Here is a 13,596-nt window from a genome sequence, read left to right on the forward strand (position 1 = left end):
CCTAGGCTTCCACTTCCGCTACCTGATTGAAGTACTTCGACCGATCCGGCGTAAACGTCACCACCATTTTGGTCCGCGAACAGGTCAACGCCCGTTCTTCACTCAAATCGATATCCAGATCCTCCCCGCGCAAACCCTGCCATTGGGCGAGGTATTTGAGGGATCCATACTTTTCAAGTTTCTTCAGACTGCGACTCACCCCACCTTTCCAGCCCAGCACCGGGAGTTCGCCGGCAAGGCAGCGTTGGGCGAGTTCGGGGAAACGGGCGGCGCGTTGGCGGCCGATCTCCCAGCATTTGATCAGGCCTTTGTCCTGGCCTTCCCACAATTCGTCGCGGTTCAGACCTGACCGGAGTGGGGCGTCGATGCTGCGGTGGATGCGCTGGGTCATTCTGGTTCCTTGAATTCGGGTTTTGTTGGACAGCTCCGCTGTACCCGTTGGTGGTCGATGGTAGGTGGGGATGTAACGGCTGGCAACAAACGTTTTCAGGCTATAGAAATGAGGTGCTTCGTGCGATTGAACAGGTCTGTTTAGCGGTTGTAGGAGATTGGCCTATACCGGCTACCGTTTCTTTTGCCGGTATTCAGTCTGCCTTGTGTTGTGGCTGATGGCCCCATCGCGAGCAGGCTCGCTCCCACATTTAATCTCGGTCGAACACAAATTTCGTGGCCACTAAAGATCAAATGTGGGAGCGAGCCTGCTCGCGAAAGGGGCAACACGGTCTCAAGGCTGCCAGAAAGTCTTTTCCCCACTCAGTTTCCGATCCAGAAAACTGGCCGCACTGATCAGTGCCAAATGCGTCAGCGCTTGCGGCGTATTGCCCAGATGCCGGGCATGGCTGTCGAACTCTTCGGCGTACAACCCCAACGGGTTGGCGTACCTCAGCAATTGTTCGAACTCTAGATGCGCCTTTTCCACCCGTCCGGCGCGGGCCAGGCATTCGACGTACCAGAATGAGCACGCGGCGAAGGCGCCTTCGGTGCCGTCGAGGCCGTCGATCCGGGTGTCGTCATTGCGATAGCGGTAAACCATGCCATCGCGCACCAGATTCTTTTCGATGGCGTCGAGGGTCGCGAGCCAGCGCGGGTCTTTAGCGCTGACGAAGCGCACCAGCGGCATCAGCAGCATCGAGCCATCAAGCGCGGTGCCGCCGATGTGCTGGACGAAATGCCCGCGTTCTTCGTTCCAGAAGTTTTCCCAGATGTCGGCGTGGATCGCCTGTCGGGTCTGGTCCCAGCGGGCGAACGGGGCGGGCAGTGAGCGTTTTGAGGCGAGGCGAATGGCTCGGTCCAGTGCGACCCAGCACATCAGTCGCGAGTGCAGGAAGTGATGCTGCTCACCGCGCATTTCCCAGATGCCGACGTCCTTTTGCTCCCAGGTTTCGCAGACCTGATCGACCACTTCCACAACGTGTTTCCAGCCTTCATGGGAGATGGCGTCGCCGTATTTGTTGACCAGGTACACCGCGTCCATCAACTCGCCGAAGATGTCGAGCTGGACCTGGTCGTAAGCCTGATTGCCGATCCGTACCGGTGTTGCACCGCCATGACCGGTCAGGTGCGAGAGGTCGGTTTCCGGCAGTTCCTGGCAACCGTCGATGGCGTAGAGGATGTTGAGTTTCTTGGACTTGCCGTGGCAATCGCTGACTCTTCCGCGTAGCCAGCGCATGTAATCATTGGCTTCCTGAACGAAGCCCAGGCGCATGAACGCGTAGACGGTGAACGAGGCGTCGCGGATCCACGTGTAGCGATAATCCCAGTTGCGCTCGCCGCCCGGCGTTTCCGGCAGGCCGAAGGTCGCGGCGGCGAGGATTGCGCCATGCTTGCGCGAGGTCAGCAGCTTCAACGCCAGGGCCGAGCGATTGACCATTTCCCGCCAGCGACCGCGATAGTTGGACTGGCCGATCCAGTCACGCCAGAACTTCAAGGTGCGCTCCAGGCATATCGCGGCGACGCCTTCCTTGAACCGCGGATCGTCGATTCCGCCCAGCATGAATTCGGCGCTCTGGTCCTGTTTGAGGGTGAATTCGGCGACTGCCGCATGGCCGTCTATACGCAAAACCTGATCCGAAGACAGGCGCAGGGACGGCTGATCGGTGGCCTCGAAGGTCACGTCTTCTTCATCCATGCGTGCGCGGGTCTTGGCGCGAGCGTAGTCATGGCGCACGGCGCAGCGCATGTGAAACGTTGCCTGGCCGCTGACCACACGAACCCGGCGCATCAGCACCGGCGTGGCATCTTCGCTGTCGCCAATGGGCAGCAGATCGGTGACTTCGACGACCGCGCGGTCACTGAGCCAACGGGTTTGCAGCACATTGGTGTCGGGCAGGTAAATCTGCTCGCGGCGAGCGTCGGGTAAATCCGGGGACAGTTGGAAAATCCCGGCGTCGGGTGTGTCCAGCAGCGAGCAGAAGATCGACGGGCTGTCGAATTCCGGCCAGCAGAAAAAGTCCACGCTGCCCTTGTCGTTGACCAGTGCTGCGCTGCGCATGTCGCCGATGATGCCATGGGCATCGATAGCGCTTTGTCGTTCGGGATGATGATCAGCCATTGCCGCGAAACTCCGGATAAAGGCTCATGCCGCCGTCGATGAACAGGGTGGTGCCGACGATGTAGTCGGAGGCATCGGAGGCGAGGAAGACCACCGCGTTGGCGATGTCCTCGACCTCGCCGACCCGGCCGTAAGGAATGAGTTTGAGCAGCTCCTGCTCGTGATCGCCGTGGGTGGCGGCGCGATTGATCGCCGTGCGAATGGCGCCCGGCGCGATGCCGTTGATGCGGATGCGCTGGAGGCTGACTTCCTGGGCCAGGGTTTGCATCAACATGTCCACGCCACCCTTGGATGCGGCGTAATTGACGTGGCCGGCCCACGGAATGCGCTGGTGCACCGAACTCATGTGAATGATCTTGCCGGCCGCCCGGGACACACCTTCACGAACACCTTGCCGGTTGAAAATACGCAGGGCGGCGCGGGCGCAGAGGAACTGGCCGGTAAGGTTGACGCCGATCACTTGGTTCCAATCGTCGAGGCTCATGTCCACGGCCGGTGCGTCTTTCTGCATGCCGGAGTTGGCGACCAGAATGTCCAGGAAACCGAAGGCTTCGAGGGTTTGTGCAAATAACCGTTCGACGTCTGCTTCTTTGGAGACATCGGCACCGATGGCGATGGCGCGACCGCCTTCGGCATTGATCTTGCGGGCGAGCTCCTCGGCGGGGGCGGCCTGGGAATTGTAGTTGATCACCACCGCGGCCCCGGCGGCGGCCAGGGCCTTGGCGGCTCCTGCGCCGATGCCGGAGCTGGCACCGGTGATGAGGGCGACTTGTTGGTCGAGGGAAATTTGCATAAACGTCAGCGCCTTGAGCTGAGGGCTTATTTAGCTGACTGGTTTGGGTGGGGGAGAGTTCATTTGGTGACTGCGCTGGCGCCATCGCGAGCAGGCTCGCTCCCACATTTGATCTCTAGTGCCCACAAATAGTGTGTTCACAGTAGATCCACTGTGGGAGCGAGCCTGCTCGCGAAGGGGCCTTCACATTCAACCAACAATTAGCCGCTTTCCCCTCTGTCAGCGTTTATGGCAACTTGCAGGCCCTTGTTGAGACCGGCACCCATGGCAAACCCTTACCGCGAGCTGTTCAAAGCCCCAGGCAGCAGCGCTTTTGTGCTGGCCGGCATGATCGCGCGCATGCCGATTTCCATGACTGGCATCGGCCTGATCACCATGCTCTCGCAGTTGCAGGGCGGTTATGGATTGGCCGGTGCGGTGGCGGCGACGTTTGCCTTGGCCACGGCATTTTGTGCGCCGCTGGTCTCGCGGCTGGTGGACCGTTTCGGGCAGCGTCGGATCTTGCCTGTGTCGGCGTTGATCGGTGGCGGGGCGTTGTTGCTGGTGTTGCTTTGCACTCGCTTGCAGGCGCCGCAGTGGACGTTGTTTGTGTTCGCCGCGCTGGCCGGTTGCATGCCGAGCATGTCGGCGATGGTGCGGGCGCGCTGGACCGAGGTGTATCGCGGCCAGCCAGCGCTGCAAACCGCTTATGCGCTGGAGTCGGTGCTGGACGAGGTCTGCTTTATCGTCGGACCACCGCTGTCGGTGGGGTTGTGCGTGGTGGTGTTCCCCGAGGCCGGGCCGTTGGCGGCGTTGCTGATGCTGGCGATCGGGGTGACGGCGTTTGTGCTGCAACGTGACACCGAGCCGGCGATTCATCCCCATGAAGAGCATCATCAAGGCTCGATCATTCGCTCCGGCGAAATTCAGTTGCTGATGCTGTTGATGGTCGCCATGGGCACCATCGTCGGTGTGGTGGATGTGGTCAGCGTGGCGTTCGCCCAGCAGCAGGGCCAGCCGGCGGCGGCGAGCATTGTGTTGTCGGTGTATGCCATCGGCTCGTGCCTGGCGGGACTGGCGTTCGGGGCGTTGCGCTCGAAACTGCCACTGCCGCGACTGTTTCTTTACGGTGGAGTGGCGACGGCGGTGACCACGTTGCCGTTGCTGCTGGCGACGAACATTCTCGGGCTGTCGCTGGCGGTGTTCGTCGCCGGGTTGTTCTTTGCGCCGACGCTGATTGTGGCGATGGCGTTGGTAGAGCGCATCGTGCCGCCGGCCAAACTCACTGAAGGCCTGACCTGGCTGGTGACCGGGTTGAGCATTGGTGTGGCGATCGGCGCGGCCAGTTCCGGCTGGCTGGTGGATGCGTTCGGCGCGCGCAGCGGATTTTGGGTGGCGATTGCGGCTGGCGCCGTGGTGCTCGGTTCGGCGATCCAAAGCTATCGTCACTTGAAATAAAGAACAAATGTGGGAGCGGGCTTGCTCGCGAATGCGGTTCATCATTCAACATTGATGTTGGCTGAACCACCGCTTTCGCGAGCAAGCCCGCTCCCACATTTAGATCTCCGACTAATTCAAGCCGCGCCTCATCCGTTCTTCTATACAGACAACTTTCGAGGTAAGCCCGGTGACCCAGCTGACATTGCTCTGCCTGCCCTATTCGGGCGCGAGTGCCATGGTCTACAGCCGCTGGCGGCGCAAACTGCCGGAGTGGCTCAAGCTGCAGCCGGTGGAGTTGCCGGGCCGAGGCGCCCGGTTTGGCGAACCCTTGCACACCGACATGCGACGCCTGGCGCTGCAGCTTGCGCAGGAACAAAAAGCCACGCTCAAGACGCCGTACGCGCTGTTCGGCCATAGTCTTGGGGCGTTGCTGGCCTGTGAGATGGCCCATGCGTTTCGCTCGCTGGGCTGCCCGGAACCGGTGGCGCTGTTCGCTTCGGGCACCGCCGCACCGACCCTGCGTGCCGAGTATGACCGGGGTTTCGCCGAGCCCAAAACCGATGCCGAATTGATCGAGCAATTGCGCACCCTCAACGGCACCAGTGAAGAGGTGCTGGCCAACGAAGAGCTGATGAGCCTGACGCTGCCGGTGCTGCGCGCGGACTTTCTGTTGTGCGGACGTTTCGAACCGCAACAGCGCCCGTTGCTCAAGTGCCCGATCCATGTGCTCGGCGGCAAGGCTGACCGCGCCACTACTGAGCAGTTGATCGGCTGGAGCAAGGAAACTCACGGCAGTTTCTCGGTGGACATGCTCGCTGGCGGACACTTCTTTATCCATGAGCACGAAGCCAAGGTATTGCGGGTGATCAAGGATCAGCTGGAAGTTCATCATCGGCGGCATGCCATGGCAGTCAGCGCCTGACGCAATACCTGTGGGAGCGAGCTTGCTCGCGATAGCGGCGGCACATTCAATATGGATGTGGCTGACAGACCGCTATCGCGAGCAAGCTCGCTCCCACAATGATTTTTGACACCCTGACACTCCGCGTTCTACCTCCTTTCTGATACTTGTTCTCATTCGCTAATTTTTCCGGTCTGCATTCGTTTTATAGGGACGACGTGCCTTTGTGCTTCCCGCCACTGATCCGGATGCTAAGAAATGAATGCTGAAGACTCCTTGAAACTTGCTCGCCGGTTTATCGGGTTGCCCCTGGAAAAGCGCCAGATGTTCCTCGCGGCTTTGCAAAAGGAAGGCGTTGATTTCGCCCGGTTCCCGATTCCTGCCGGTGTCGAAGCCGAAGATCGCCAGTCGTTGTCGTACGCCCAGCAGCGCATGTGGTTTCTCTGGCAACTGGACCCGCAAAGCGGCGCGTACAACCTGCCGGGCGCGGTGCGTCTGACCGGGCAGTTGAACCTGCCCGCGCTGGAGCAAGCGTTCGCCAGCCTCGTTGAACGTCACGAAACCCTGCGCACCGTGTTCCAGCGCCAGGCCGATGACACTTTGCTGCAAGTGCCGGCCAGCACGCCGTTGGTTATCGATCAGGTGGATTTCAGCGCATTACCGGCCACGGAGCGCGAAAAGTCCGTTGCCCAAGCGGCCGAGCAGCAATCCGTGCTGCCGTTTGATCTGGCAACCGGCCCATTGCTGCGCGTCACCTTGCTCAAACTCGCCGAGCAGGAACACGTCCTGCTGCTGACCCTGCACCACATCGTTTCCGACGGCTGGTCGATGAACGTGCTGATCGACGAATTCATCCGCTGCTACGACGCTTTTGAGGCAGGCGCACAACCGCAACTCGTGCCATTGCCGATCCAGTACAGCGACTATGCGTTGTGGCAACGCCGCTGGCTGGAGGCCGGCGAGCAGGCGCGTCAACTCGACTACTGGCAGGCGCAACTGGGCGACGAGCACCCGGTGCTGGAACTGCCCACCGATCATCCGCGCCCGGCGATGCCGAGCTATCGCGGCACCCGTTACGAGTTCGCTGTCGACGGTCAGTTGGCCGAGCAACTGCGGGCCACGGCGCAGAAACACAACATCACCCTGTTCATGCTGTTGCTCGGTGCCTTCAACGCGCTGCTGCATCGCTACACCGGGCAGACCGATATCCGCGTAGGCGTGCCGATCGCCAACCGCAACCGCGCAGAAATCGAAGGCCTGATCGGCTTCTTCGTCAACACCCAGGTGCTGCGCACCCAGTTCGACGGCCAGACCCGCGTCGATGATTTGCTGCGCGCCATCAAGGAAACTGCCCTTGGTGCCCAGGCTCATCAGGACATGCCGTTCGAGCGTTTGGTCGAAGCGCTGAAACTGGAGCGCAGCCTCAGCCACACGCCGCTGTTTCAGGTGATGTACAACCACCAGCCGAAGGTCGCGGACATTTCCACGGTCAGTACCGCGTCCGGTCTGGCGCTGGGCGTGGTCGAGTGGGAAGGGCGCACCACCCAGTTCGATCTGACTCTCGACACCTATGAAAAGGGCGGAAAGCTGCACGCCGCGCTGACGTATGCCAACGATCTGTTCGACGGGGCGACCATCGCGCGCATGGCCCAGCACTGGACGCATTTGTTGCAGGGCATGGTCAACGATTCGCAGCAGCGCATCAGTGATTTGCCATTGCTGGAGAGCGCCGAATACCAGCGCATCGTGCATGACTGGAACAGTGCTGACGAAAGCTTCGCCCAGGACCTGTGCATTCATGAGCTGATCAGCCAGCAAGTCGCCGCGAACCCGACGGCATTGGCGGTGACCTTTGCCACGAAGCAGCTGACTTACACCGAGCTCGACAATCAGGCCAATCGGCTGGCTAACAAGCTGATCGAGCTGGGTGTTGGTCCGGAAATCCGCGTTGGCGTGGCGATGCAACGTTCCGACAACCTGTTGGTCGCGTTGCTCGCGGTACTCAAGGCCGGTGGCGCTTATGTGCCGCTGGACCCGGATTACCCGGCCGAACGCGTTGCCTACATGCTCGAAGATAGCCGCGCTCTGGTGCTGCTGACCGAGCAAGCTGTCGCCGCAACATTGACCGTCAACGCCGACACCCAAGTGTTGCTGATGGACGATAGGGCGTGGGCCGCTTACCCAAGTAGCGCGCCGGTGACCCGAGTCACGCCGGACAACCTTGCCTACGTGATCTACACCTCCGGCTCCACCGGCAAGCCCAAAGGCGTGGCCATCGCCCACCGCAACGTGCTCGCGCTGATCGACTGGTCGAAATCGGTCTACAGCCGCGAAGACATTCAAGGGGTGCTGGCCTCGACGTCGGTGTGCTTCGACCTGTCGGTGTGGGAACTGTTTGTCACCCTGGCAAACGGCGGCTCGGTGATCATCGCCCGCAATGCCCTGGAATTACCGCAGCTGCCGGCCCGGGATCAGGTGCGCCTGATCAACACCGTGCCGTCGGCGATCAATGCGTTGCAGCGCGACGGGCAGATCCCGTCGAGCGTGCGCATCATCAACCTCGCCGGCGAGCCGCTGAAGCAGAGCCTGGTGGACGCGCTGTATCAGCAGTCGACGGTCGAGCATGTCTACGATTTGTACGGTCCGTCGGAAGACACCACTTACTCAACCTGGACCCGCCGCAAGGCCGGTGGCCGTGCAAACATCGGTCGGCCACTCAAACACACCGGCAGCTATTTGCTCGATGCTGACCTGCAACCGGTGCCGCAAGGTGTATCCGCCGAGCTGTACCTGGCTGGCGCGGGCATCACCCGCGGTTACCTGGCACGTCCGGGCATGACCGCCGAAAAATACGTGCCGAACCCGTTCGCCAGCAATGGCGAACGCCTGTACCGCACTGGCGATCTGACCCGTTATCAGGCCGACGCTACGTTGCAATTTGTCGGTCGCATCGACCATCAGGTCAAGGTCCGTGGCTTCCGCATCGAACTCGGCGAAATCGAAGCGCGGCTGTTGCAGCAGGACGCCGTGCGTGAATTGGCGGTGCTGGCGCAGGACGGTGTCAACGGCCAACAACTGGTCGCGTACATCGTGCCAGCCGATCCATCGTTACTGGACGACATCGAAGCTCAAGCGACCCAGCGTGAAACTTTGAAAGCCGCGCTGCGCCAACACCTGCCGGACTACATGGTCCCGTCGTTTCTGCTGTTCCTCGATCAACTGCCACTGACCCCCAACGGCAAGCTCGACCGCAAGGCTCTGCCTGCGGTGGACGGCTCGCAGCAACAACGCGAACACGTCGCGCCGCGCACTGCGATGGAAAAATCCCTCGCGGCGATTTGGCAGGACGTGTTGTCCATCGAAAATGTGGGTCTTGAAGACAACTTCTTCGAACTGGGCGGCGACTCCATCGTTTCCATGCAAGTCGTCAGTCGTGCGCGTCAGGCCGGCATCGTGTTGAGCCCCAAGGATCTGTTCCAGCACCAGACCATCCGCAGCCTGGCCCAGGCCGCCCGCAGCGGCGAGCAGCCGTTGATCGATCAAGGTCCAGCGGTTGGCGCGGTGGCGTTGGCGCCGGTGCAACAGTGGTTCTTCGAACAAGCGATCCCTGAGCGTCAGCACTGGAACCAGTCGCTGTTGCTGGTGCCGCGCGAGGCGTTGAACGTTGAGGCGCTGGATCAGGCCTTGATGAAATTGCTGACCCATCACGACAGCTTGCGTCTGCGATACGAACACACCGCCGAAGGTTGGCAGCAAACCTATGCCGCACCGACCACTGAATCGGTGTTGTGGCAGCGTTCGGCCCAGTCGGTCGAAGAACTCAACGCCCTATGCGACGAAGCCCAGCGCAGTCTTGACCTGCAGAACGGCCCGTTGCTGCGCGCGCTGCTGGTAGCGATGGCCGACGGGACTCAACGGTTGCTGCTGGTCATTCATCACCTGGCGGTGGACGGTGTTTCCTGGCGCGTGCTGCTGGAAGACCTTCAGCAGTTCTACAGCGGCGGTAATGTGTCGCTGGCGAAAACCAGCACCTATCAGCGCTGGGTCGCTCGCTTGCAGGATCATCTGCCAGTCTTTGAAAACAGCCTCGGACACTGGCAGACCCAACTGAAAAACGCGCCGAGCGATCTGCCGTGCGACCGCCCAACCGGCGCGCTGGAAAACCGCTTCGAACAGAAACTCGAACTCAAACTCGACGCCGAGCAAACCCGCAAACTGCTGCAACAGGCCCCGGCGGCGTATCGCACGCAGGTCAACGACCTGCTGCTGACCGCGCTGGCGCGTGCGGTTTGCCGCTGGAGCGGGCAGGGCAGCACGCTGATCCAGCTCGAAGGCCATGGCCGCGAAGACCTGTTCGATGACATCGACCTGACCCGCACCGTCGGTTGGTTCACCAGCCTGTTCCCGGTCAATCTGATGCCGTGCGCCGATCTCTCGGCTTCGATCAAAACCATTAAAGAACAACTGCGCGCCTTGCCGGACAAAGGCCTCGGCTACGGCGCTCTGCGCTACCTCGGCACACCAGCGATTCGCGCTGAACTGGCGGCGTTGCCGCAACCGCGCATCACCTTCAACTACCTGGGGCAGTTCGACCGTCAGTTCGACGACGCGGCGATGTTTGTGCCGTCCACCGAGGGCAACGGCGTGGCGCAGGATCCATCGGCTCCATTGGGCAACTGGTTGACGGTCGAAGGTCAGGTCTATGGCGGCGAGTTGTCGCTGAGCTGGGGTTTCAGCCGTGAGATGTTCGACACCGCGACCATCCAGCGTTTGGCCGACGATTACGCGCTGGAACTCAACGCGTTGATAGATCACTGCAGTGCCGTTGAAGCGTCGCAAGCCACACCGTCGGACTTCCCGTTGGCGCGCATCAGTCAGGCTCAACTCGATGCACTGCCGGTCGCTGTTTCGGCCCTCGAAGACCTTTATCCACTGTCGCCGATGCAGCAGGGCATGCTGTTTCATACCCTGTACGAACCCGAAGTCGGCGCCTACATCAGTCAGATGCGTCTGGACATCCAGGGCCTCGATCCAGTGCGATTCGCTCAGGCCTGGCAAACCGCGCTGGAGCGTCACGACATCCTGCGCAGCAGTTTCCACTGGCAAGGCCTCGACACCGCACACCAGGCGATTGTCCGTCAGGTCGCGTTGCCGTTTGAAGTGCTTGAAGCGACCGACACCGATGCGCTGGCCGACGCCGAACGCGCCCAGGGTTTCGAACTGGGCAGCTCACCGCTGTTCCGCTTGAAGCTCGTCCGCACGGGCGCCAATGACTGGCACCTGGTCTACACCAGCCACCACATTTTGATGGACGGCTGGAGCAACGCACAGTTGCTGGCCGAAGTGATCCAGCACTACGCCGCCGGGCAATCGCTGCCGGCACCGACCGGGCAATACCGTGATTACCTGGGCTGGTTGCAACAGCAATCGGCCGCTGCGGGCGAGCAGTTTTGGAAAGCGGCATTGGCACCGCTCGAAGCACCGACATTGCTGGCCGAAGCGTTGCGGCCGCCGATCGACGCTGAGGGCAGTGAGGAATATCGCGTCGCACTCGACAACCGTGCGACCCAGCGTCTGGCCGAGTTCGCCCGTCAGCAGAAGGTCACCCTCAACACCTTGCTTCAAGCGGCGTGGAGCCTGTTGCTGCAACGCTACACCGGTCAGGATTGCGTCGTTTTCGGCGCCACGGTCGCCGGGCGTTCGGCGCCGCTGCCAGACATCGAAGAGCAGCTCGGCCTCTTCATCAACACGCTGCCGCTGGTGTGCGCGATGAAGCCGGATCAAACCGTCAGCCAATGGCTGGGCGAACTGCAAGGGCTGAACCTGGCCATGCGCGAGTTCGAGCATGTGCCGCTTTATGACATTCAGGGTTGGGCGGGGCAGCAGGGATCTGCGCTGTTCGACAGCCTGCTGGTGTTCGAAAACTTCCCGGTGGCAGAGGCGCTGAAACAGGGCGCACCGGCCGGATTGTCGTTCGGCAACCTGCACAACCACGAGCGCACGCACTATCCCCTGACCTTGGGCATCGAATTGGGCGAGGGCCTGAGCCTGGACTTCAGTTACGACGCGGCGCGGTTCAGTGCGGCGCAGGTCGCTGAGTTGTCGGCCAATTTGCAGCACCTGCTGGCGCAATTGGTGGCGCTGCCGGACGCGGCATTGGGCACGCTGGAACTGCTCGATGTCGATGGCAAAAATGCGGTGCTCGCGATCAGTCAGCCGGTGACGGTTGAGTTATCCACAACGCTTTTGGTCCACGAACAAATCGCGGCTCAGGCTGCCGCCACTCCGCAAGCATTGGCATTGCAGGTCGATGGTCAGACCTTGAGCTACGGCCAATTGAACGCTCAGGCCAACCGCCTGGCCCATCGCCTGATCGACAACGGCGCCGGTCCAGGCTCGCGTGTCGGTCTGGCGTTGAAGCGTGGCCCGCAACTGATCGTCAGCCTGCTGGCGGTGCTCAAAACCGGCGCAGCCTATGTGCCGTTGGACCCGAAATACCCGGCCGAACGCCTGGCCTATATGATCGACGACAGCCGCCTCGACGTGCTGCTGTGCGAGTCCGGTCTGCTGGAAGACGTGCCAGGCGTGCTGCGTCTGAGCCTCGAAGACAACGCCGGCTACTCCGACAGCAATCCGCCAAATCATGCGGTCGCGGAAAATCTGGCCTACATCATCTACACCTCCGGTTCCACCGGCCAGCCCAAAGGCGTGGCCATCGCCCATGCCGCGCTGCGCGAGTTCTGCCAGAGCGCCGCCGACTATTCGCTGCTGTCGGCGTCGGACCGCGTGTTGCAGTTCGCGACCTTCAGTTTCGATGGCTTCGTCGAGCAATGTTTCCCGGCGTTGTGCGTCGGCGCGGCGTTGATCATGCGTGGCGATGACCTGTGGGACGCCGGCCGCCTCGCCGCCGAAATCGTTCAGCAAGGCGTAACCGTTGCAGACTTGCCGGCCGCTTATTGGTACTTGCTGGCCCGCGAATGCGCGAGCGGTGTGGTGCGCAATCTCGGTGAGTTGCGCCAGGTTCACGTCGGCGGCGAAGCCATGTCGGTCGAAGGTCTGCGTTTGTGGCATCAGGCCGGTTTGAGCCATGTGCGTTTGCTCAACACCTACGGCCCGACCGAGGCGACCGTGGTGTCCAGTGTTCATGAATGCCATCTCGAAGATGCCAGCGACGCGTTTGGCATTCCGATCGGTCGAGCCATCGCGGGTCGAGCACTGTACGTGCTGGACGCTGCCGGTCAACTGCTGCCAAACGGTGGCGTTGGCGAATTGTGCATCGGTGCCCCGGCCAGCCTGGCTCAAAGCTACTTCGACCGCCCGGCGCTGACCGCCGAACGCTTCCTGCCGGACCCGTTCGCCCGTGAACCGGGCGCGCGGCTGTACCGCAGCGGCGATCTGGCGCGCTACAACGCTGAAGGGAATCTGGAATACGTCGGCCGCATCGACCATCAAGTGAAGATTCGCGGTTTCCGCATTGAAATGGGCGAGATCGAAGCCTGCCTGCAAGCCCGTGAGGACGTGCGCGAAGCAGCGGTCATTGCTCAGGACGGCACGCAACTGGTGGCGTATGTCGTGGCCAACGGCGCGGTGGTTTCAGAGACGGAATATCTGGCAGGTCTCAAAGCCGTCTTGCGTCAGTCGCTGCCGGAATACATGGTGCCGAATCACCTGGTCCTGCTGCCGAAACTGCCGCTCAACAACAACGGCAAACTCGACCGCAAAGCCCTGCCGCGTGCTGAAGCTGGCGATGCACAACGTGACTTCGTGGCCCCGGCCGAAGGGCTGGAAACGCAACTCGCGCTGATCTGGCAGGACGTGTTGCAGGTCGAACGCGTGGGACGTGATGACAACTTCTTCGAGCTGGGCGGGCACTCGTTGCTGGTGCTTCAGGTGATCTCTCGGGTGCGTCAGCAGTTGCAACTCGAACTGTCC

Annotated in this window: 5 protein-coding genes and 1 pseudogene; 3 read left to right on the top strand and 3 right to left on the bottom strand. The window is 61.5% G+C overall.

Going from position 1 to position 13,596, the window contains the following annotated elements; all coding sequences use genetic code 11:
- Position 1: 1 nt before the first annotated feature.
- The 3 genes from ACA056_RS08720 to ACA056_RS08730 form a co-directional block, all read right to left on the bottom strand.
- Complete coding sequence (locus ACA056_RS08720) at positions 2-391, bottom strand: hypothetical protein (RefSeq protein WP_497271941.1); 390 nt, start codon at positions 389-391, stop codon at positions 2-4.
- A gap of 333 nt (positions 392-724) precedes the next feature.
- On the bottom strand, positions 725-2,551 hold the full coding sequence (locus tag ACA056_RS08725; RefSeq protein WP_497271943.1) for a glycoside hydrolase family 15 protein: 1,827 nt from the start codon (positions 2,549-2,551) through the stop codon (positions 725-727).
- Entirely contained in the window at positions 2,544-3,344 is an 801-nt protein-coding gene (locus ACA056_RS08730; RefSeq protein WP_497271945.1) for a glucose 1-dehydrogenase, read from the bottom strand. The genes ACA056_RS08725 and ACA056_RS08730 overlap by 8 nt, the downstream gene beginning before the upstream one ends.
- 264 nt (positions 3,345-3,608) lie before the next feature.
- Between ACA056_RS08730 and ACA056_RS08735 the strand changes: the two genes are divergently transcribed.
- From ACA056_RS08735 to ACA056_RS08745, 3 genes and pseudogenes are all read left to right on the top strand, one after another.
- Positions 3,609-4,781, top strand: coding sequence for an MFS transporter (locus ACA056_RS08735; RefSeq protein ID WP_497271947.1), 1,173 nt, complete (start codon positions 3,609-3,611; stop codon positions 4,779-4,781).
- Positions 4,782-4,950: 169 nt separating this feature from the next.
- Complete coding sequence (locus ACA056_RS08740; protein ID WP_497271949.1) at positions 4,951-5,685, top strand: thioesterase II family protein; 735 nt, start codon at positions 4,951-4,953, stop codon at positions 5,683-5,685.
- A gap of 303 nt (positions 5,686-5,988) precedes the next feature.
- A pseudogene (locus ACA056_RS08745) lies at positions 5,989-13,584 on the top strand (amino acid adenylation domain-containing protein); the annotation flags it as partial.
- Between the last annotated feature and the right edge of the window lie 12 nt (positions 13,585-13,596).

This window comes from Pseudomonas sp. LBUM1666 (genome assembly GCF_059695775.1).